Here is a 20052-nt window from a genome sequence, read left to right as displayed (position 1 = left end):
CCGCCCCCCGCCGTTCCAGATCCTGGTCAACAACGCGGGGATGAACCGGCCGAAGCTGCTGACCGACACTGCCGACGAAGACATTGACGCGGTCTTTGCGCTCAACGTGAAGGCCACCTTCTACGTCTCGCGCGAGGTCGCCCGCAGCCTGCAGGCGGCGGGCCTGCCAGGATCGATCATCAATGTTTCGTCGCAGATGGGGCACGTGGGCAGCCCGCGCCGCACGCTGTACTGTGCCAGCAAGCATGCGGTGGAGGGCATGAGCAAGGCGCTGGCGTGGGAGCTTGGTCCGGCAGGCATCCGCGTCAATACGCTTTGCCCGACCTTTATCGAGACGACGCTCACCGCGCCGATGTTCGAGGACGCGTCGTTCCGACGCTTCGTGCTCGACAAGATCGCGCTGGGCCGGCTGGGCCGGATCGACGAGGTGATGGGCCCGGTGGTATTCCTCGCCAGCGACGCTTCCAGCCTGATGACGGGCAGCGCGCTGATGCTCGACGGCGGGTGGACGGCAGCATGAAGAAGGTCACCGCCCACGACGTGGCGCGGCTGGCGGAAGTCTCGCAGTCCGCTGTCAGCCGCGCCTTCACGCCCGGCGCCAGCGTGGCGCCGGAAACGCGCGAACGCATCGAGACGGCGGCGCGCAAGTTGGGCTACCGGCCGAACGCCATCGCCCGCAGCCTGATCACGCGCCGCAGCCGCATCATCGGGCTGGTGATGAGCTATCTGGAGAACCAGTTCTATCCGGTGGTCATCGAGCGGCTGTGTCAGGCACTGCAGCAGGACGGCTATCACGTGCTGCTGTTCATCAGCCAGACGGAAGACGCCGACGACGTGCTGACGGACATCCTGCAGTACCAGGTCGATGGCATCGTCATGGCGTCCACGACACTGTCGTCGGCGCTTGCCAACGACTGCATCAATGCCGGGATTCCCGTGGTGCTGTTCAATCGCGTGGCAAAGATGGGGGCCATGGGAGCCTATTCCACCAGTTCGGTGACCTCGCAGAACCGGGACGGCGGGCGGATGGTCGGGGACATGCTGGTGCGCAGCGGGCATCGCCGCATCGCCTGGCTGGCTGGCGCGGAGAACGCGTCAACCAGCCGCGACCGCGAGGCGGGCCTGCGCGATGCGCTGGCTGCCGCCGGCTTGCAACTGCATGCCCGCGCGGTTGGTCACTATGACTTCGGCGAGGCAAGGCGCGCGGTGCTGGCCCTGTTCCAGGACCCCGGCAACCGGCCCGATGCGCTGTTCGCCGCCAACGACCACATGGCCATCGCGGCACTGGAAACCCTGCGTGCCGAACTGGGCATGCAGGTGCCGCGCGATGTGTCCGTGGTGGGGTTCGACAATGTGCCCCAGGCCGCATGGCCGTCGTTCGATCTGACAACCGTGCAGCAGGACATCGAGAAGATGGTGGATGCCACGCGCACCTTGCTGTTCGACCAGATTGGCGGCCAGGTCATGGCGCGCACCGTGGATGTGCCGTGCGAGCTCGTGGAGCGCGGCACCGTGCGCGTGCGCGATGCCATCGCTGATTCGCCAGCCAACAGAAAACCCACATCGAAGCGCACATAGGGGCCGCCCGAACGGATCTCGTTGCCCGCGCTGTCGCTGACGAGGTAGCCCTCATTGCCGACATCGGACCGGACGCGCCCGTGCATCAAAGACATGGGCATGAGGTGCCGTACGCGACACCTTATGGTCAGGCCTTCCGTCTGGGAAATGTGGAATATCGTGGCCGCGATCTCAAGCAATTCCTGGCCGAAATCTCGTCGAGAAGTGCGTATTGAGGCTACTCAATTTGGGGGCCGTAGAAGCAATTGATGTCCGAACTTGCATTGCTTCAAGCATGAAATGTCCGAACTTTCGAATTTCTTATAAGTTATTGAAAATAAAGAAATTATTTGAAAATAAGTGGCTTCATTTGATGCGTCATATGTGAGGCTTATCGAGCACTTAATGCCAGATGTTCAGGTGTGTGGAGCGTCCCGGTGTGGAGCGTCCCGGTGTGGGGCGGTCACGCAGTACCCGTGCTCTTCGGGCGTCCGAGGGCTTAACATGCACTCTTAGACAATAGACGGATTATGTCTGAACCTTAGGACGTGCAGCGATTTGCTATCTAGCTCAATTTAACTAGATACGGTATGTGGTATTTTATGAGATACTAGATATAGTGGGTAATTGCTGGTTGGACTCACTAGTCTGGGTCGCTTAGCTCCAGAAGCGCCGACTCCTGCCTCCTGGAGCGCTTTGAGGAGTAATCGTGGCTACAAACAGCAAGAGAACATCTCCGCAGGTCGCATCAACCGCAGGCAAGACGCTTGGCGGCAGTTCGTCGAGTGCGCTCCAGAAGTCGCTCGCCGGGTCCGCTTTGCGGCAATCCGGCACAACCGCGCAGACGGGCGCCAACACGGAAAGCAAGGCGTCGAAGGCATTGGACAATCCTCGCTCGTCGCCGCTGACAAAGACACTCGCCGGCACGGTGGTGGCTCAGTCGAACAAAAAGCGTTGAGTCTGGGTGAGAGGGGGGGCGTTGCCCTCGCTACACCCTCAGGGGCACTGCTTCGGCAGTGCTTTTTTGTTTCTCGCACTCAACCCACACACGCTCATCGGTTCCTCAGGCGCGGGCAGAACGTCACCGTTTGACTCCAATGCTCCGCGTTAAGAGGTGCAGCACCGAAGGATTCGCCTGGTTCAGTTCTCCGATATGAGCCAAGTAACCGTACAAGCGGTGCAGCGCCAAGGCGATTGCGCAGGACCTCGAGTAGCCTCCTTCGCAATGCACCACGACCGTCAGCACCTCACCTGGTAGCCCCTCAACGAACGCACGAATCGCTTCCGCGTGCTCCGGCCGGAATGCATTCTCCAGTCTTTCTCTTGCTCGAGCCGAAAGCTCCGGGTTCATGAAGTCGACGTCCGCAAAGCTCAATCGCAGAACCTGCTTGAATCCATCCAGGCTCGCTATCGGCCTCCCTGGCGCAGTCACCGAAATGACCGCCACTGACTCTAGCCGTGGCAACTTCTCAGCGACACCCCGCGACACTGCGAGCACCTGCCGTGTCCCATCCCTCGGCGGCTTGTAAAGCTTGTCGATGGCATCTTTCAACTGAAGCGGCACGCAACATCCTCCTTGGCTGCCCGCTCAAGCCTGCAGCAGCCCAGCCAATCTCCCGATGAGCCAATCCAGCTCATCTTCGGAACACCAGCCTTGCTGCGACACAGATATTCGCACCCTGTGCAGCGCCTGCTCCCTCGACTGGTCGGGATGCTCCACCTCATCTTTCCGCGCAACCCGCACCAACTGCCGCGCCAAATCCTCACAGATATCCCACCGCTCGTACCGCTCTTCCTCGGTCTGACCGGCGACATATCGCCCACCAATCTCCCGAACGCCGATTTTTGGCTGCACACCGGTCACCACCGCAGGAACTGCGACACGCGGGAAGTCCTCTGGCACGTCATTGAGATTCATGTTTTGCCTCATGTTTCTTGGGGCGAGGCTTACTCGCACGCTGGCGCGGCACTGCATCCCTGGTCATCATCAATGGATTGATGGTTGCGATGGGCCCAATCGTGCCGAACCATTCCTGTCGGCCGAGCGCGCGAACAACGCAGACGAGCGTGTGCAAGGACGAACCGTTGCCCAGCTCGAGATTCCGCAACGCACGGGTGCTGATGCCGGCGCGCTCCGCCAGGACAGATTGCTCCAGGTTGCGATTGATACGTAGTCGCCTGAGGCTGCTGCCAATCTCGTACTCGAGCTCCTCGGGGGTGTACGAGCGAGTCGGGTCTATGTGCCCCATGTCATTACCTCGGGGCGCAAATATGTCTCTGCAACTACAGGTGCATTTCTGCCGCTACAAGCCTGTTCCGACCCACTACCGGCACTTTTAGTCCGGTTGAACCTTGAGGGTAGGGCGGCTCGTTTCGGCATGCTCGTCCGCGCTATTCAGGCTTGTGGGTGGCGTGGTACTTCGCCATGGCTCTGAGCGCCGCCACGAAGTAAGTCTTCCCCGTAGCCGTAACGTCGTCGATTGCACAGGTCACTTCGTCGCGGGTGACGGTAAAACTTGCGCCGTGCGTCTGGGCATACTCGAGGACGGCTAGGCGGCTTGTCGAGTCGCAAGGCGTCAGCTGTACGTGAGCGTTGTTCATCGAGTAGACCCGGAGACTGCCTCTGCTGGGGTCATACGCGGCGAAGGCCTTTGCAGGGTCGCCGATGATTTCGAGGCCATCTGTTGTGCAGAGTTGGTACATCAGCTCCAGCTCGGTCATGTTGTCGATGGTTTTGCCGAAGCTGTATCTCGTATGGGTTGTCGCCGCTCCCTCAGGCCATTCTTCTAGCAGCGCGGCCAAGCCTTTACGTATGTGTTCCATTTCCATCTCAGGTCTCCGCAGACCGTTGTGTCGCTTCGCATCAGCGCCGGCGCTAAACGGTTCGTCGCGAAACTCGGCAATAGTGCGATTTTAGTATATGCAAATTTAACACTATACGGGTTTTTGTCGCAAGCTACTGGGTTCACTACCCGTCACGCCGGCAATGAGAACTTCCATTCCTGAGGAGGAGTACGCCCTTTTGCTCAACGCTCTTCGGGCGGAACGTGAGGCCAGAGAGGTGACGCAAGTCGAGCTCGCGGTCCGGATGGGAGTCGATCAGAACTTCATTAGCAAGTGCGAGCGGGGAGGGCGCCGACTCGATGTGCTGGAATTCCGGAAGTGGTGTATGGCGCTGGGCACGACGATTGTCGACGTTTTAGCTCGGGTCGAGGTGCAACTTTCTGAGTTCGAAGCTGCAATGGAAACTACACGGACGGTCCAGAAGAAGCTCGCCCGGAAGGCCAAGTCGACCAAGTAGGCAGCGTTTTCCCGCTGCGCAGCCCTCGCCCGGCTCCTCTGTCCGCTAATCGCACCGATTTCGCGGAAAGATTCGAGAAAATCTACGCCGGCAAATCTACCTCGCTAGCTGCCTAATTTCCTTCCAGCATTACCGACGGTGAGGCATTTCCAGCCCTCTTGGCACACTTCAGTGCCCGTCATCTACTCCATTTCGTCCTATACCCACTGCAGCCCAATCGGCGCTGCGTGAGCGCATCGCCTGGAACGCTCACGATCTGAGTTCTATGCAGGAGTGGAAATGTACGTTTATAAGGTATTGCGAGGCCTGAAGCTGCTGGAGGAAAGACCGGACCCGTTCACGTACGAGGTCGACCCGGTGACGGGCAAGGACAGGTCAAACATCGAGCTTGTCACGAGCCTTGATACTGACCTGGGCACGCACCCGAATCTTCGGCCGGAGTACCTGTGCGATGCGTTGTACTCGTACGAGCATTGCTTCGAATACAAGCTGACCTACGGCGACTTTTTAGAATGGGATGCCGCGCTTGCTCGCCTCGTCGGCTATGACCAAGTGAACGAAGACAACAACGCTCCGGGCGGGCCGTTCTACGAGATTCTCCATCGAAGCTTTGGGTGCTCCCCGGTTGGTCCTGCTGTAGCGAAGAAGCTGATTGCGGATTTCGACGCCTGGGAAGCTCGTGCTCGCGAATTCGAAGACGAGCCTCTCTTCTACTTGTCGTTCTGGTGGGCCCGATGCGCATTTGGGCATGTCCTTCATGATGGACTGCTGTATCGCGACGTCGACTGGCGAATCCCGTAACGGCTACTGGCACCTCTCGAGCGCAGCGAGTTGCTGCGCTCATCCCCTATCTCGCATGCACGTCAAATCATGGCGTCGCCGCGAACCTACACTCATATGCAGGCGTCGCGCCTGTGCGAGCCAGCACTTCGCGCGGATCGCAACCCGATAAGATGAAACGAATGAACGATTTTGGTAACGGCGTGCAAGCTGTCGTGATGTTCCACTTCTCCGCGCAATTTTGGCGCAAGCAGGAGTTGCCGGAACAACTGCCGCCACTTTACGGTGGCGCGTTGACATGCCCCGTGGCCACGGCTGACCTCGCAAGCCTGTCCCCGGACTTTTCGCCGGCTACCTTGGCCTTCGGTAGCTTCCAACTCGGCGAGCACCCCATCCTCGAGATGACATTCTCCGTGGGCGACCTGAAGGTTCGTTGGCTTGCTGATGCGAAGGACCTCGAGGTTTGGGAAAACCTTCACCTCTGGAAGAAATGGGAGGTTCTGCCCGTCGTGGTCGGCGTTGAGCAAGGTGGCACATGGGCCTATCGATTCTATTCTCCCGAGATTCCAGACCTTCCGCCGATGCCTGGCGAGCTAGTGAACTATCGAAACGTTTGGGACGAGCCGGAGCCATGGGCGAGCATGGTGGAGTATGTCAAGGACCATCCCGATGCATATCCGGTGATGTCTAACCGCGTGCCTTCGTTGCCAACGCCAGACGACTTCGCGGGTCTCAAAGTCGTACTCTCCCCTGGGGGTTGCTGAGCGAAAAAAGGTCCCGCTCGGCCGGACTTTTTTGCGCTGCATCACGGTGCCCCATCGGCAGGCCGGCATTTCGGTCCAAGGTTTAGTTCCCGTCAGGACATGCTTCTTTCGAAGCTGGCATATAGACTGACATGGTCAGTTTGGAAAAGATGTCTACCGCCGTGACGCAAGAGTTGCCCACCGATTCGGAGCCTGGTAAGCCCGAGTCTGAGATTGAACGAGACCTGTTTCGAAGAGTGGGCTACTACGACTTCCGCGCGTACCGCCAGCTGACGTCGAACGGGATGAACCAGGGCTTCGTTCTCGCCAGGCACCACACATTGAGCGGCACGATCCAGACCGCCTTCGGGGCCGGTAAGGCGCAAGCAAAGAGTTCGGACGCGCTCGCGATAGCCCTCGAAAAGCTTGAGCACCTTGCGGCGATTGCCGCGGAGGATGGCCTCCCGTTCGGATTGCCGATGGACTCTGGCGAACGGTCGATATGAAAAAGGTCTGAGCTGCAACGCCGGCACCGGCAACACCTCTCGTGCCGATGGGCGTCCCTATACTCTGGATGCAATCACCATCGACCACCTACCTCGACTTGCACGACCTTGCAGCCATCTTCAAGGTCGCTCCCGCCACAATCCTCTGTCGCCTCCGGCGCCAGCCCCATACCTTGCCGTCGCCGGCGCATCTAGGTCCTCGCTTTCCCCTCCGCTGGAGACGAATGGACGTTGACGCATGGCTCATGGAGCGAAGCGCTTCCTGATGGCAGGCATGGCGTACAGGGCCACTCCCGCAAAAACTTCGCATATTAGAGGTTTACCTCTAATCCGAAAATCTCTGCTCGTTCCAAACCAGTTTTTTCAGTCGGCTTCGGGGCGCCTCAAGAAGCGCGCATCGGGCCTCTTTTCCCCAAGAAATTCAAGCCTTATGATGCGGCCATCGCAGCAGAAACACTCTGCATCCGGGTGATTCCGGGTCATGTCAGATGCAGGAGTTTTGGCGCTATACGGGTTGCAGATCGCAGATATCCACGACGGTGCAGGACACCTCGAGGAGCTCATCTGCCGCGTTCGGCTCGACCGGAGCGCGCAATCCTTGTCATAACTTCAGCAGGACATTAGAGATGGAAACGAACTTCATTACGGGCTTTGGCCCGAACCCTGTGCCAGTCGGAAAACTGCATGCCTTGCAATCGGTTGGAGCAAGGTTCAAGCAAGCGAGAGGCTTGCCTGGCAATCTTCCTGTGCTGACATGCCCCATCCGGCAGGAAGACAGGCGCATGTTCGGCTCGTCGTACGAGAATACCAACCTGGGGTTCGGGTGTATCGCCCTCGAGGATGGTAGCAAGCTGCAGACCATCCGTTTCCAGATGGGAGATTTGCAGTTCTATTGGGTGGCCGATATGGTCGACCCGGTGATGTGGGCAGCTATCGATGTGTGGCGGATAGTGGGGCGCTTCCCGTTCCTGTTTTACATGCAGAATGGCGACACTTGGGATGCAACTTTCAGCGTTGTCGACGCACCGTTTGGGTCGCTTCGGAATGAAGCGTTTCGACGTGGTGCGAATGTAGCTCCTAGTGCGGCTACCGCGACCGAACTCCTCAGCCTGGTAGCGAGCGGAAGTCTGCAAGCGGGAGCGACAAGCGATATCCCTGGGGTGCCGCTGCGCCACGTATTTGTAAACGCGTTGGTGACGGAATGGGCGAAGGATGTCGTCCACCAAGTCGCGAAGGCGAGCATAGAAGAAGGGACATACGCTTAAAAGCATCTTCAATGCGCGGCCTTCGAGGTCGCGCATTCTTTTTTAGGGCCGCACGCAGCAAGGCCCTTGGGCGGGGAGGGTTGCAACGATGGCGCGGAGGTGTCTCAAAGCTTCGCGCGCTAGTGGGACTGCGCTACCGGCGACCGTCCAGGAAGGCAAGCCATTCCGATGCGTAAACACATTGCATTGGCTCGGGGTCCTCTTCGATAACGGGACACGTCGAATACTCAATGCGCTTGCGGAAGAATGTCGCTGCGGGCTCAGGGATCTCAGCAAGACGGACGTACTTGGTGTCTCCCGATTGGTGAATGGGAACACTCACAGCCTCAGGTCGCTGGGGCAACTCTTCGGCTCCTGTTAGTCCTACGGCCAGCGCACGCGCAACCAGGTCGAAGACCGACGCCGCGTAGCGGGGATAGGCATGCAGTGTGCGCTTCTCCCCGTCGCCAAACGGCGGCTCGCTCAATTGCGCGACGTAGTCGGACACGGCGCTACGCTCAAGCCTACCTATGTAGGCCGTAGCGACCTTCCTTCTAGAGCCAATGTCGGCTGGGCCAACTACTTCGACGGTGACTTTGAGCATGACGGACGTCGCTACAGCGACTCTCCTGCGTGGCAGCGGGAGCGCAGTGTATGGCGTTCGCAACGTGGGTAGCAAAAATATTCACGTAACCGGCACAACCTTGCCCGTTGTGGAAGGTGGCAGCCAAAAAAGGGCATCGGGCGTTGCCGCGACCATTGCCATTCCACATAATCTCTCCGTCATGAGGGGGAGACAAGCATGTGTGTGGTGAAGTATTTGCGGTCAGGGGCACACGGCGCGCATCAGGAGATGACGCTGTGACCGTGACGCAAGCAGAGACATCGTTGGTCCAACCGCTACACGTTCTCTATCTGGACTTTGACGGCGTTTTGCATCCGGACGCAGCGTACAGGACGAGGAATGGCATCGAACTTCTGCATCACCCCGGGCACAATTTGTTTGAGCACGTCCCGATGCTGGAGCAACTGCTCGCACCGTATCCCGATGTCAGGATTGTGCTGTCCACATCTTGGCTTCTCATCAAGGGAGGGTACGATCACGCGAAGGCTCGACTCTCTCCGAGGCTGCAGGAGCGATGCATTGGTGGAACCTACCATCGCCGCGAGATGCGCAAAGCCTGGTTCGAAAGCAAGTCTAGGCCGGACCAAGTACTTCTCGACGTTCATCGGCGAAAGCCGGCACGCTGGCTTGCGGTGGATGATTCGCCGGAAACGTGGCCCGCTTGGACAGGCGCGCATGTAGTCCGCGCCGACCATACGCACGGCATTGCCGAAGGCCGAGTACTCGAGGAATTGAGGGAAAAGCTGAATTGCCAGTTTGAATCCCTATAAACCCGCCTCTCGGGCGGAACTATGACGCTTGGACTGCGGCAGGGTTGCGCCATCGACGACCGTTTGAACACGTACCTCTCCTCAAAGGGGTGCTAGCGCCATACCCTCACGTCAAGATTGTGCTTTCCCACCTCATGGCCCCTCCTCGATGGAAGATACGAGTACGCCAAGGCGCAACTTTCGCCTAGCTTGCAGGTGCGATGCATCGGCGGAACCTTCAACCGCCGTGAGACGCGCAAAGCCTGGTTCGAAGAGCATGTCGAGGCCGGACCAGATGATTCTGGACGTCGAAAGAAGGCGGCCCACGAGGTGGATCGCAATCAACGATTGGCCGGACGAGTGGCCGGCAGTGGCGTGGCCGCGTGTGGTGAGGACAGACCCCGTGCACGGCATCGCTGGCGACGGCGCGCTTAAGGAAATAAGGAGCAGGTTGCAGCATTACTTTTGTGGGCAATGACGCCGAACATTCCGCTCATGAGGGCTCCGGTCACATGTCGTTGTGTTCCAGGGAAACACGGATGAAGAGGCCCGCGTGTAATGCAGTGACAATGTGTCGCTGGAAGTGAAGGCCTCTTTGCAGTGCTACCAGTGCCCACGGGCGCCAATGGAGCACTCGCTTACGGCGTGCGTCAAGCCGAATCAGCACGCGTGAGCGACAAGACAGGGATGGGCTATGACCGCTGGACTACACGAGGAATGCCGTCTGAGCGCTGTAGCGCCGCGGGTGGCGCCAGTAGAACGAGTGAAGGCCGGCACTTCGCCGGCCTTTCGCATTTCCGCGGACGCGCAGGTACGCCAATAACACCTAACAGCCCTCAGGTGGGGAATCGGCACCGCTATTTATTTCAGCAAAGAAGCGGAGTTTTCGTGCTGTATGACGGGATTTCGGGTTTATGCTTCGACCCGGTTTCAACCCAAGGACGATGATTTGATGGATGCCGAACTGAACGACCGCCTGGCCAGCATTGACCAGTCCCTGCTGAACCTGTCGACAGTAGCGTCGGTCTTCGCGCTCGAGAAGGCGATGCACCTCAAGTACGGCGTACTGCTCAAGCAGACGGTGGACGAATACTTTTTCCATGCCAATGCTGTGCAAGCGGCCCTGGATAGCGCTGCCGAACTCCAGAAGACTATGCCGGAGTCCGATTCGCAGGAGGAAACGAGTAGCAAAACGAGCGAGCTGACAGCCACGAAGGAAGCATGGGAGGCCCAACACCCGCTCATCGTGGCGTTCTACAAGAAGTCAAACGGCCTTTGCGACTAGCCTTGACTGTCAACCGCCGATCTGAGCGACTGCCGGCCTAGCGTTTCCTTGTTGCAACTCGTGCCTGCCATCGTGCAGGCCTTTTCCTATTTCGCGGACGAGAAACCAGTGCCTGGTGAGTTGTGCCATCGACCCCGGGTGCATGGCACTATTCGCGCGAAATGTGCCATCGTTATTAATCCTTGGCCCCACTGGCCGCCGATACCATGCGGTCCGCACTCGCAACAGTGTGTTAGTGCGGAATGGGCAGTGTGCCAGCAATCTCAATACGTACCTTTCCCTTCTTGGGCTAATTTTCGAGGAGAACACCCCGAGAGAGAGCACAGAGCAGCGGGCTAGGCCCTTGCTCGCGCGTTTCTCTGATGACAGCAAATCCAACAGAGCCGATGCTCATCGTGAAGAAGGCACAATACAGCCAGGGAGCCGCATTTCCATGGTAAGGATCACGCGTTCGCGGAGCGGCTGTCGTTTGCGTTGCCCAGCGTAGAATCCTTCCCGGCGGATCCACAAAAATGCTGAAACTGATGGCGAGGGGTGAGATGAACGACGGGCAGCATTGGCACCGATATTTCAGGACTACTTTCATACGGCACTTTGAGCGGACGCTAGAGGCGCTAGAGCGCAGAATTTTGCCTGCGTTTGCGAACATAGAAGCCGAGGCGACTGAAATCCAGCGCTCCAACTACAACGAGCTGATGTCTAGGTCGGGGAACCCCAATGTCGATCCGTTTAGTGCAGGCGAGGCTGCCGCCGAAGCTGCGACCGAGGCCGGTTATGACCACTATTCAGGTATGGATGCCGTTCGGCAGGCGTTGCTGAATTCCTATGGTGCAATTCTCTATCATGCCTGGGAGCAGCAGTTGTTGGCATTTCATCGGAGCAACGTCCTGCATCCTCGGGAGCAAGACGACCATCGACTGCTTAACCTTAAAATTGTTCAGGTGAGGCTGCAGAATTTAGGTATCGATATCGCAGCGCTGCCGGCGTGGACAACGCTTGATGAACTGCGGCTTCTCGCCAACGCGGTTAAACATGCGGATGGCGCCTCTGCGGAGACTCTCAAAGCGATGCGGCCAGAGCTTTTCGAAGCCCCAACGTTGGAAGGTCTCGGTCTAGAAATTCCGTACACCCGACGCGTTTTCAAGCCACTGTCCGGCGAGGATATCTATCTAACTTTGGATGATCTCCGTAGGTACGGTCGAAGCGTGATTGGCTTCTGGGAGCAGTTGGCCGAGGTCCTCGAGAAGGTTTGAGAGCGAACAGGCCAATTAAATGCCGTCTACCTTCCCGACCGTCACCTCCCTTGGGTACGAGATAATTTTCGCGGACAGTTTATGAGTTCACGCTTAGACGCAGTCAGAAAGCAGCTCACCCTTGGTGCTCAAAAGTGGAATGCGAAAAGATTGTCGGTGCAGATATGGGTCGCGAAGAGGTGGGCACCGATTGCCTACATCTCTTTGCTGACGATGTCCTGTCTCACTACCGCTCTCGCATACCTAGGAGTGCTACCGGGGACGGAGTCCATTGCTCAGAGGGCACAGGCGCTGAGTTCACTTCAAGGCGGAATGGCAGGCGCACTTGTTGGCGCTGCAGCTATCGTTTTCACGCTTGTCACGTTTGCCATGCAGGTGAATGTGGACCGCCTACCGAATTTTCTTTTCCAGCGCATGGGGCGAGACAGTCGCCTCCTTGGAAGCTTCGTTGCTGCCATAGGAATTGCCTTTTTTGTCGGCGCGTTGTCTTTGCTTCCAGACACCGAGACCTGGCCGATAACAGGGCTGGTTGCAACCTTTTGGTCGCTCGCAGCAACAGTGGTCATCTACCACTATGCGCATCGACGCTCGCTTCTCCTGGTGAGCCCAATCGAGCAAATTAAGGGCGTGGTTAAAGACGCCGAGCGAAATCAGAAGAGGTGGCGAAAGCATGCCGATAGATTCGTTGCGACGGCCGAATCGGTGGGGGAAGCGGCGAAGGGTGATGACGACAACAACGATACCTTCGACCCAGTTCGATTCGCCTTTTTTCAGCAATTGCCGAGCTGGGATACCGGTGCTCGCGTCGGCGTCCAGAATCTGGTTGCATTGGGCGAGACATTCGCGGTTAAGGGGGACTCAGCCGTTGTCTCGTTTGCCTACGACGGAATCGTTGCAGTAAATCGTTCGTATATCCAAACCAAAGGTAGGACATTCATATCCCAGTCCTTGTTCAGTGACGGTGGCTCCACGGATGCCATCGTCAACGTCACCCTCGAGGCCCTCCGTCGCATTCCGACGGCGGCAATTGCGCGCCATGACGAGGTTCACTTGAGCCAAGTTCTCCGTGTCTTCCGGCAGTTGAGCGAACTGTACCTGACCGTTGATTACGGCTCCCCATACCGCGAGAAATGGCACGCTACGCTGGCTGCCGGATATCTCGACGGTGCGATTGCGTCGATCATGCGTACCGAGCACTCGGATGTGCTCATGAACGCAGCACGGGAAGCGGGAAATCTTGCCACTGCGTTCATCGGCGCTAAGAGGATCGACAACGCCCATGGTTTGGTCACTAAACTGGGTGAGTTGGCGAAGCTGGGGCTGACAAAAGACGTCCATGTGCCAGTTGCTATGATTGCAAGTGAGCAAATCGCGCGAATTGCCATCACGCTTCTGAGAAGTCGAAGCCGCGGGAGTCAGTTTGTTGGGCGGCATTTGCAGCAAACTATGGATTCTCTTTTGAGAAGTGCGTTGTTGCTCCCAGGCACTGGCCTATCTAGCCGCGCTAGCCAGTGCTTGGGGCCATATTTCAGCCTTCTCGGTGGAAAGTCCTTTCCAAGTGCATTGAGCTTGTATGCGGACCACATTAACGAAGGAAAGCTGAGCGATGACGACGCGATGCATTTCGTCCGAAATGTCTTGGAGTGGACTGAGCGCCGTAACCACGTCGAGAAGGAAACGCTTCTTTTAGCTGTGGCGGCGAGGTCGAACTTCGCGCATGAACTTCTGATGCGGTTGACGCAGCTATGCAAGGTCTTGATGGGCCTATCGCTGGCACCTGTCTGTGACGAGTCCTTGCAGGAGGAGCTTCTCGGTCTGGCGGACCGCTATATATGCGTTTTCAGCTTTCTTCCTGACGACCCTGACTCGGTGAAGTTCTTGGAGAACATTCGAGTTATCGACAGCCTGGCAGAACTCGCGGTGTTTGCGAAGCAGTCAGATAGGGATGAAGTGCTCGCGCGTATCCGGGAGATGATGCTGGATTGGATACTAAAATCCGGTCGATATCACACGGGGTGGGGAAGCTTGGGGAATGGATTGTTCTCCGTCATAGTCCTGGCTACGGTTTGCAAGGACCTGCAGATCATGGACACTTTGCGGAAAGCGCTGACAGAGAGCAAAATAACTGACGACGATGTTCTTGATACCGGTATTAGAGACCTCCGAGAGGCATTGCGTGATTCTTCACGTAACTGGAGACATTCGCCAATCGACTGGTGGTTGGCAAAGTGTGACAGGAGTGACCTGCGGGGCGCCGTCGAGTCGACGTTGGCTTTGTTGAGGGAATTGCGAAAGGGCTCCGAGTCCAAGCAGTGAGCGAGTTCCCACCTAGTTACTATCTTTCGATAAGGATGTTCAAACATGGCAACCTACAAGCAACTGCTGGCCCAGAAGGAAGCTCTTGAAGCTCAACTCGCGGAAGTTCGCGCGAATGAAGTGGCAGGCGTCATCGAGCAAATCCGTACGCTGATGGAGCAATACGGCCTGTCCGTCGAAGATATCCAGGGCAAGCGACGTCGCGGTCGACCCGCTGGCAGTGGAACTGCCAAGGCAGTCAAGGAACCATTGCCTCCGAAGTATCGTGATCCGAAGACGGGCAAGACCTGGTCGGGCCGGGGGAGGGCGCCGGCATGGCTGGGCAAGAATCCGAACCGATTCTTAATCGGGGAAGAATAGTCATCTGTTGCGCCCACTGCTGGTGAAGGCGGTGGGCAGCTCATCTTGGCTTTTAGCCTCCCCGGCAGCAGGTTATAAGGATGCTAGGCATCGGCGCGGTCCGAGTCCCTGACCGAGTTTGCCTGCTTTAGCCGGCGCTACTAGCTTCCTTAGTTTCGTTATCGCAAGTGTGACCGCCCGTAAGTCCGCAGTATCGGTCGCGGTAGGCAGGAATGAAGGGGCCTCCGGCAAGCACCAACTGGCGCACGTCGAACGTCATCAACGCGCCTAGGGACTTCCGAAGTCTGTGGGTAGCGGCGTAATGCTTTCCTAGTATTTGAAGCTAGTTCAGATTCATCGCGAGCTCACGGAGCATTGATAGCGCCAGCGGCAATGATGGGTTGCTATTCGTCTTCCGCCAAATCACGCCGTGACGAGCGATAAATCGCGGTACCTTTATCGTTCGATGAACCACTCCTTCTACTTGTAAGTCTTTTACTTCTGACGGAAGAATCGAGACATATCGACCCGTGGCAATGAAGTACAGAAGTCTGTGAGTATCTGTTGATTCTTGGATTACTGCTGGCCTATATCCAGCATCCAGACAGAGATTATCCATGATCGAGCGCAGATAATAATTGCCTAGCGCTGGATAGCCGACGAACTGCTCATGCGCGAGTTCCCTCAGGTCAACCTCTCGTCCTTTTGCGAGTGGGTGTGTGCTGGCAAGGAAGACGACTAGCTCACTTTCGGTCAGTTGCTCATGTAGAAGATCCTGGCCACGGTCATCCAGTAGGTATGTAAGGGCGAGATCAAGAGTGCCGCTCTCCACGAGCGCGTAGAGGTCTCCAGCCGTAGTTGGGTCGTAGATGTCCAACCGGAGACTAGGCAGTTCAGTGCTTAGCCTCCGGATCATCGCCGGAAGCAGCGCGAAAGTTGCTCGTTTGGTGTATCCGATTCTCAAAACCCCCGACTCGCCTCGACTTGCACTTTGTGTAGCCAAAACTGCCTGGGACAACTTGAGCAGTATGTCCTTTGCTTCGGTGTAGAAGATCTCGCCTGCACCCGTCAACTTGACACTTCTCGTCGTCCGCTCAAGCAACTTGGCGTCTACTTTGTGTTCCAGTTCCTTGATCCGCAAACTAAGGGCAGGTTGGGCCACATTTAGTCGAAGGGCCGCCCTTGAAAAGCTCTGCTCCTCCGCGACGACGACGAAGCACTGAAGATCCTTCATCTCGATGTTCATGATTTATACGATTTTACATATAAATTGATTGTCTAAATTGTATTAGACATATAAGTCGTAGAGCAATACTCTGCAGGCACCGGTTGGGCAAAAAAGCTACGACCTTCGATGTGAAGGCGGCGGGCCCAATAGGGCGGTCTGTTCGCATCGTGTTCTTGATGACACGAACTTATGTCCGCTACTCAGGGTACGTTGGTCAGTCCTGCTAACCGCCGCAACGTCACACAAAAATCAATGAACAGCGGAGACAGTTATGAATTTCAAGCTTTTGTTGCGCTTCGCGGCATGCGTAATTTTAGCGTTCAGTGCAGCGTCTACGGGATTTGCTGCCGATTATCCAACGCGGCCGATTACTCTCATTGTTCCATATGGGGCTGGCGGAACGACTGATGTCTTTGGTCGTGCATTGGCAGCTGTTTTGGCGAAGGAGCTAAGGCAGCCAGTTATTGTGGAGAATAAGCCGGGAGTGAACGGGACCATGGGTGCCGCTGCTATGAAGGTGGCGCGACCAGATGGACATACCCTAACTGTGGTTCCTCTTGGGGTATTTCGTCAGCCTTATATCCAAAAGACCCCGTACGATCCGGTAAAGGATTTGAAGTATGTCTCAATGGTGGCTAACTATAACTACGCAATTGCCGTAAACGCCAAATCACCATGGAAGACCATCAAAGACCTTATCGAACACACTAAGCGGAATCCTGACACCATTTTTTACGGTGCATCGGTGCGCTACAGTGTTCCAGAGTTCATCATGATGGACTTGGCTAAGAAAGTAGGTTTGAAATGGACGAACGTCCCCTATAAAGGCGATGCAGAAGCAATTACGAGCCTTCTGGGAGATCAGGTGCAAGCTCTCTCCGTAACGAATACCATTCTCCCATTTGCGCAGTCCGGTCGTGTTCGGATTCTCGCAACGACCGGGGAGCGACGCTACCAGGATTTCTTTCCCGAAGTTCCGACATTAAAAGAAGCTGGATATCCCGTTACGATGACCTCTCCCTTTGGGATCGCGGGCCCTGCGGGAATGACAGACGATATCGTTAAGATTCTAGATGCCGCTATTGTTCGATCCCTGAAGGATCCGGTCCTCGTCGATACTGCGGTGCGTTATGGGATTGAGATTAACTACATGGATCACAAGGCGTACGCCGCTTACGCGAAAGAAGCCGCAGTACGTGAGAAGGACGCTGTGAAAACGCTTATCGAGGGTGCCGTAAAGGAATAAGGGAAACGCTGATGAATGAAAAAGATCTGCAAAAAGTGAACGTTTACAGGATGCCAACGGCGTTTGGTCCCGCGCTTGGCCCTCGCCGGCCTCCGGAAGGGGTGACGTTCGACCCTTCAGTAAGTCCAAGGAAACAGTGTGCGTATGTCGCCTTCAGAACTGATGGGAGTCTTCTGAAAAAAATGCTACCAATGGGCTTCACCCTGCGGGGAGACCCAGTCGTCATCTTCGAGTTCAGTCATATGACTGAGATCGATTGGCTTGCAGGCCGTGGCTACAACATGCTGAGCGTTCGAATTCCAGTCCGCTTTAGCTACGATTCCGGCCAGAAGGTGGTGGAAGGTTTCTTTCAGCCGGTTATCTGGGAAAACCTAACGGAGCCAATCATCAGTGGACGTGAAGAGTTAGGGTGGAACAAAATTTATGCGGAATTACCGGTCCCTGAGAGAGCCGATGGAAAGGTTGTATTTCGAGCTGAATGGCTGGGATTCAAATTTTTGGAACTAACCTTAACAGATATTGAAAGCTCGGATTCCGGCGGACTGGCAACTAGCCCAGTTCTGCATAGGAAATATATTCCTGCTACCGAGCAATGGGGTGAATCCGACGTTGATTATATTACTATGACACCCGCCGGGGGAAGTAAGGCGAGGGCTTTGGAAAGTTTCACAGCCAAGGCGGCGCTGTCTATGGTGGCTCCCCGCTGGGAGGACATGCCAACTCAACATGAGATTGTATGTCGACTCGCAGCGCTTCCCAGGTTCAAATATATTCATGCTGGCATATATTCCACGGTTGGTGGTAAGGATTTGTCCGATCAGGTGAGGTTTTTGAGGTAAGTACATTGCCGATGTGTGGATTATTTTTGCGCGCACGTAAAATGCGATACGGATTGGATTGGCATGTACTTGATTCGAAGCAGATTAGATAATTACTCTAATGAGCCAGATTAATCCGAACGATCCAATGCTGAGATCGTTCATTTCTGTGGATGCAGATTCGCACTTCCCGATTCAGAATCTGCCATATGGAATATTTAGTACTCAGGATAAGCCGTCGCCGCGCGTTGGCGTTGCAATCGGTGATCGTATTCTCGACCTTGCCGAAGTGGCCGATCGAGGCCTGCTACCCAACGTGCCCCCAGGGGTGTTCCGGTCGGCAAGTTTGAACGGATTCATCGCACTTGGACGCGACGTTTGGCAAACCACACGCAAGGAAATCAGCGAACTACTTCGGGAGGACAGTCCGGCGCTGCAATCGGTCCCAGGTTTGTGGGGAAACGTCCTAGTTCCGATGGTCGATGCCACTTTGCATCTGCCGGTAGATATCCCTGGTTACACGGACTTCTACTCATCCAAGGAACACGCTACCAATTGCGGTGCACTGTTCCGAAGTTCAGCTAACGTGCTGCCGCCGAACTGGCTAGAAATGCCAATCGCCTACAACGGTCGAGCCAGTTCGGTGGTGGTCAGCGGGACCCCAGTGCGAAGGCCTAAGGGACAATTGCGGCTGCCGGAATTGCCGCGTCCCTTATTTGGCCCTTGCCGCAAGCTTGATTTCGAACTTGAGACGGCCTTCATTGTCGGCAAAGCTAGCTCGATTGGGAGTTCCATCTCCGTTGACGCTGCGAATTCGCACATCTTCGGCATGGTCCTGTTGAACGACTGGAGCGCACGTGACATTCAGCAGTGGGAGTATGTCCCCCTTGGTCCCTTCAATAGCAAAACTTTTGCTTCATCAATATCGCCGTGGGTAGTTACTTTGGACGCGCTGCATCCGTTTCGCGTTCAAAGTCCACCCCAGAAGCCCGAGCCGTTGCCGTATTTGGGATCAGCCGGTCTAGACAGCTATGACATCACCTTGGAAGTCAGCCTTCGATCAGAAGCATCTGAAGCGCTCACCGTGTGTCGAACCAATTCTCGCTTCTTGTACTGGAGCATTCAGCAGCAGCTCGCGCATCACACGGTGTCGGGCTGCAATGTGGAAGTGGGCGACTTGATCGGTTCAGGGACCATTAGCGGCCCTTCGGAGGGTGCCTTGGGATGCCTTCTCGAACTTACACGCAACGGCAACATTCCGCTCACGCTTCCAACTGGCGAGAAGCGTGGCTTCCTGGAGGATGGAGATGCCGTTCGCATGCGTGGATGGTGTCAAGCTGACGGTTATCGGGTTGGATTTGGCGACGTCAGTGGAACAGTTCTGCCTGCGCAGCCGTAGCGTCAGCGCAGGCTCGATTAATTCGTGAGTGCCTGCCAAACCAAGTGCAACTTTGATTTTTGTAAAGCAAGGAGTAGACCTATGAGTACAGTCACCCGTAAAGGTGTGCCGATCGAGGTAGCAGGAAAATTTCCGAAGGTCGGTGAAAAGGCAGCCGACTTCTCGCTCGTCGGCAAGGATCTGAAGGACGTCGCATTGGCCGACTTCGCCGGGAAGAAGAAGGTGCTAAACATTGTGCCAAGCCTCGACACTCCGGTATGCCAGACCTCCACCCGGAAGTTCAACGAAGCCGCCAGCGGGTTAGCTAATACAGTGGTACTGACTATCTCGGCTGACTTGCCGTTCGCAATGGGGCGCTTCTGTGCAACCGAAGGCTTGGCCAATGTGGTGCCGCTTTCATTGAAGCGTGGTGCAAAGTTCAAGGGCGACTATGGCGTAGATATTAAGAGCGGGCCGCTCGCCGGAGTGACCGCGCGCGCGGTGGTCGTTCTAGATGAGAACAACGTTGTCAGCTATAGCCAGTTGGTGCCCGAAATCGCTAACGAGCCTGACTACGAAGGTGCTCTGGAAGCACTGAAATAGTGCCAATGACACCGGCTTAGCCTTCGGCGTTGCGGTAGTTGTGGCTCCGATCCGGCGCCTGCAGGGCAGGGGCGCCGAATA

Annotated in this window: 23 protein-coding genes; 17 read left to right on the top strand and 6 right to left on the bottom strand. The window is 56.5% G+C overall.

The genetic code is table 11. From position 1 onward, the window contains the following. The 3 genes from A9J21_RS12850 to A9J21_RS12840 all read left to right on the top strand — a co-directional run. Positions 1-520 (top strand): SDR family NAD(P)-dependent oxidoreductase (locus tag A9J21_RS12850; protein ID WP_066736146.1); only part of this gene is annotated, 520 nt, incomplete at its 5' end. Beyond that, the gene (locus tag A9J21_RS12845) at positions 517-1578 is read left to right on the top strand and encodes a LacI family DNA-binding transcriptional regulator (RefSeq protein WP_066736148.1); all 1062 of its coding nucleotides are present in this window, start codon (positions 517-519) and stop codon (positions 1576-1578) included. The genes A9J21_RS12850 and A9J21_RS12845, both read left to right, overlap by 4 nt. A gap of 688 nt (positions 1579-2266) precedes the next feature. After that, the gene (locus tag A9J21_RS12840; protein ID WP_066736124.1) at positions 2267-2515 is read left to right on the top strand and encodes a hypothetical protein; all 249 of its coding nucleotides are present in this window, start codon (positions 2267-2269) and stop codon (positions 2513-2515) included. A gap of 123 nt (positions 2516-2638) precedes the next feature. Here the strand turns inward: A9J21_RS12840 and A9J21_RS12835 are convergent, their stop codons facing one another. The 4 genes from A9J21_RS12835 to A9J21_RS12820 form a co-directional block, all read right to left on the bottom strand. Then, complete coding sequence (locus A9J21_RS12835) at positions 2639-3121, bottom strand: hypothetical protein (RefSeq protein ID WP_066736123.1); 483 nt, start codon at positions 3119-3121, stop codon at positions 2639-2641. Positions 3122-3145: 24 nt separating this feature from the next. Further along, positions 3146-3475, bottom strand: a complete 330-nt coding sequence (locus tag A9J21_RS12830; RefSeq protein ID WP_066736122.1) for a hypothetical protein — start codon at positions 3473-3475, stop codon at positions 3146-3148. Continuing rightward, positions 3462-3806 (bottom strand): helix-turn-helix domain-containing protein, encoded by a 345-nt coding sequence (locus A9J21_RS12825; RefSeq protein ID WP_066736121.1) that lies wholly within the window; start codon positions 3804-3806, stop codon positions 3462-3464. The genes A9J21_RS12830 and A9J21_RS12825 overlap by 14 nt, the downstream gene beginning before the upstream one ends. A gap of 142 nt (positions 3807-3948) precedes the next feature. Then, complete coding sequence (locus A9J21_RS12820) at positions 3949-4386, bottom strand: hypothetical protein (RefSeq protein ID WP_066736116.1); 438 nt, start codon at positions 4384-4386, stop codon at positions 3949-3951. A gap of 157 nt (positions 4387-4543) precedes the next feature. On the opposite strand from A9J21_RS12820, the gene A9J21_RS12815 reads away from it, so the two are divergent. The 5 genes from A9J21_RS12815 (at position 4544) to A9J21_RS12795 (ending at position 8152) form a co-directional block, all read left to right on the top strand. Next, positions 4544-4858, top strand: coding sequence for a helix-turn-helix domain-containing protein (locus A9J21_RS12815; protein ID WP_066736115.1), 315 nt, complete (start codon positions 4544-4546; stop codon positions 4856-4858). 279 nt (positions 4859-5137) lie between these two features. Beyond that, positions 5138-5659: a hypothetical protein gene (locus A9J21_RS12810; RefSeq protein WP_066736112.1), complete on the top strand. Its 522-nt coding sequence runs from the start codon at positions 5138-5140 to the stop codon at positions 5657-5659. Positions 5660-5820: 161 nt separating this feature from the next. After that, the gene (locus A9J21_RS12805; RefSeq protein WP_066736109.1) at positions 5821-6402 is read left to right on the top strand and encodes a hypothetical protein; all 582 of its coding nucleotides are present in this window, start codon (positions 5821-5823) and stop codon (positions 6400-6402) included. A gap of 149 nt (positions 6403-6551) precedes the next feature. Further along, positions 6552-6887, top strand: coding sequence for a hypothetical protein (locus A9J21_RS12800; RefSeq protein WP_156545843.1), 336 nt, complete (start codon positions 6552-6554; stop codon positions 6885-6887). A 626-nt stretch (positions 6888-7513) separates the two neighbouring features. Then, on the top strand, positions 7514-8152 hold the full coding sequence (locus A9J21_RS12795; RefSeq protein ID WP_066736105.1) for a hypothetical protein: 639 nt from the start codon (positions 7514-7516) through the stop codon (positions 8150-8152). A gap of 133 nt (positions 8153-8285) precedes the next feature. Here A9J21_RS12795 and A9J21_RS12790 read toward each other — a convergent pair whose 3' ends face one another. Continuing rightward, positions 8286-8639, bottom strand: a complete 354-nt coding sequence (locus A9J21_RS12790) for a hypothetical protein (RefSeq protein ID WP_231906902.1) — start codon at positions 8637-8639, stop codon at positions 8286-8288. A gap of 353 nt (positions 8640-8992) precedes the next feature. Here A9J21_RS12790 and A9J21_RS31530 point away from each other — a divergent pair, with 353 nt between their 5' ends. From A9J21_RS31530 to A9J21_RS12760, 5 genes are all read left to right on the top strand, one after another. Beyond that, positions 8993-9526 carry an HAD domain-containing protein gene (locus tag A9J21_RS31530; protein WP_156545841.1) on the top strand — a complete coding sequence of 178 codons (534 nt, stop codon included), beginning with the start codon at positions 8993-8995 and terminating at the stop codon, positions 9524-9526. A gap of 931 nt (positions 9527-10457) precedes the next feature. After that, positions 10458-10790, top strand: coding sequence for a hypothetical protein (locus A9J21_RS12775; protein ID WP_066736098.1), 333 nt, complete (start codon positions 10458-10460; stop codon positions 10788-10790). 512 nt (positions 10791-11302) lie between these two features. Further along, entirely contained in the window at positions 11303-12043 is a 741-nt protein-coding gene (locus A9J21_RS12770) for a hypothetical protein (protein WP_066736096.1), read from the top strand. Positions 12044-12355: 312 nt separating this feature from the next. Continuing rightward, positions 12356-14359, top strand: coding sequence for a hypothetical protein (locus A9J21_RS12765; protein ID WP_156545839.1), 2004 nt, complete (start codon positions 12356-12358; stop codon positions 14357-14359). Positions 14360-14404: 45 nt separating this feature from the next. After that, complete coding sequence (locus A9J21_RS12760) at positions 14405-14719, top strand: H-NS histone family protein (protein ID WP_066736092.1); 315 nt, start codon at positions 14405-14407, stop codon at positions 14717-14719. A 322-nt stretch (positions 14720-15041) separates the two neighbouring features. Here A9J21_RS12760 and A9J21_RS12755 read toward each other — a convergent pair whose 3' ends face one another. Further along, positions 15042-15944 (bottom strand): LysR family transcriptional regulator, encoded by a 903-nt coding sequence (locus A9J21_RS12755; RefSeq protein WP_066736090.1) that lies wholly within the window; start codon positions 15942-15944, stop codon positions 15042-15044. Between the two features lie 253 nt (positions 15945-16197). Here A9J21_RS12755 and A9J21_RS12750 point away from each other — a divergent pair, with 253 nt between their 5' ends. From A9J21_RS12750 to tpx, 4 genes are all read left to right on the top strand, one after another. Continuing rightward, the gene (locus A9J21_RS12750) at positions 16198-17172 is read left to right on the top strand and encodes a tripartite tricarboxylate transporter substrate binding protein (RefSeq protein WP_082926392.1); all 975 of its coding nucleotides are present in this window, start codon (positions 16198-16200) and stop codon (positions 17170-17172) included. Positions 17173-17183: 11 nt separating this feature from the next. Then, positions 17184-18011 carry an acetoacetate decarboxylase family protein gene (locus A9J21_RS12745; RefSeq protein WP_066736088.1) on the top strand — a complete coding sequence of 276 codons (828 nt, stop codon included), beginning with the start codon at positions 17184-17186 and terminating at the stop codon, positions 18009-18011. Positions 18012-18111: 100 nt separating this feature from the next. After that, the gene (gene fahA / locus A9J21_RS30970) at positions 18112-19389 is read left to right on the top strand and encodes a fumarylacetoacetase (protein ID WP_082926391.1); all 1278 of its coding nucleotides are present in this window, start codon (positions 18112-18114) and stop codon (positions 19387-19389) included. Positions 19390-19470: 81 nt separating this feature from the next. Continuing rightward, a complete protein-coding gene (gene tpx, locus A9J21_RS12740; protein WP_066736086.1) occupies positions 19471-19971 on the top strand; it encodes a thiol peroxidase in 501 nt (166 codons plus the stop codon). Positions 19972-20052: the final 81 nt, after the last annotated feature.

The sequence above is a fragment of the Cupriavidus sp. D384 genome (assembly GCF_001652915.1).
GTDB lineage: Bacteria > Pseudomonadota > Gammaproteobacteria > Burkholderiales > Burkholderiaceae > Cupriavidus.
The sequence above is the reverse complement of the archived record's forward strand: the minus strand, read 5'-3'. Positions and strand labels throughout refer to the sequence as shown.

Excerpts from the sequence above, each read along its gene's own strand:
- fahA (WP_082926391.1), top strand. The coding sequence starts at position 18,112 with ATGAGCCAGATTAATCCGAACGATCCAATGCTGAGATCGTTCATTTCT.
- A9J21_RS12750 (WP_082926392.1), top strand. The coding sequence starts at position 16,198 with ATGAATTTCAAGCTTTTGTTGCGCTTCGCGGCATGCGTAATTTTAGCG.
- A9J21_RS12760 (WP_066736092.1), top strand. The coding sequence starts at position 14,405 with ATGGCAACCTACAAGCAACTGCTGGCCCAGAAGGAAGCTCTTGAAGCT.
- A9J21_RS12810 (WP_066736112.1), top strand. The coding sequence starts at position 5,138 with ATGTACGTTTATAAGGTATTGCGAGGCCTGAAGCTGCTGGAGGAAAGA.
- A9J21_RS12770 (WP_066736096.1), top strand. The coding sequence starts at position 11,303 with ATGCTGAAACTGATGGCGAGGGGTGAGATGAACGACGGGCAGCATTGG.
- A9J21_RS12755 (WP_066736090.1), bottom strand. The coding sequence starts at position 15,944 with ATGAACATCGAGATGAAGGATCTTCAGTGCTTCGTCGTCGTCGCGGAG.
- A9J21_RS12805 (WP_066736109.1), top strand. The coding sequence starts at position 5,821 with ATGAACGATTTTGGTAACGGCGTGCAAGCTGTCGTGATGTTCCACTTC.
- A9J21_RS12765 (WP_156545839.1), top strand. The coding sequence starts at position 12,356 with ATGGCAGGCGCACTTGTTGGCGCTGCAGCTATCGTTTTCACGCTTGTC.
- A9J21_RS12830 (WP_066736122.1), bottom strand. The coding sequence starts at position 3,475 with ATGAATCTCAATGACGTGCCAGAGGACTTCCCGCGTGTCGCAGTTCCT.
- A9J21_RS12845 (WP_066736148.1), top strand. The coding sequence starts at position 517 with ATGAAGAAGGTCACCGCCCACGACGTGGCGCGGCTGGCGGAAGTCTCG.
- A9J21_RS12825 (WP_066736121.1), bottom strand. The coding sequence starts at position 3,806 with ATGGGGCACATAGACCCGACTCGCTCGTACACCCCCGAGGAGCTCGAG.
- A9J21_RS12820 (WP_066736116.1), bottom strand. The coding sequence starts at position 4,386 with ATGGAAATGGAACACATACGTAAAGGCTTGGCCGCGCTGCTAGAAGAA.
- A9J21_RS12800 (WP_156545843.1), top strand. The coding sequence starts at position 6,552 with ATGTCTACCGCCGTGACGCAAGAGTTGCCCACCGATTCGGAGCCTGGT.
- A9J21_RS12745 (WP_066736088.1), top strand. The coding sequence starts at position 17,184 with ATGAATGAAAAAGATCTGCAAAAAGTGAACGTTTACAGGATGCCAACG.
- A9J21_RS12815 (WP_066736115.1), top strand. The coding sequence starts at position 4,544 with ATGAGAACTTCCATTCCTGAGGAGGAGTACGCCCTTTTGCTCAACGCT.
- A9J21_RS12795 (WP_066736105.1), top strand. The coding sequence starts at position 7,514 with ATGGAAACGAACTTCATTACGGGCTTTGGCCCGAACCCTGTGCCAGTC.
- A9J21_RS12775 (WP_066736098.1), top strand. The coding sequence starts at position 10,458 with ATGGATGCCGAACTGAACGACCGCCTGGCCAGCATTGACCAGTCCCTG.
- tpx (WP_066736086.1), top strand. The coding sequence starts at position 19,471 with ATGAGTACAGTCACCCGTAAAGGTGTGCCGATCGAGGTAGCAGGAAAA.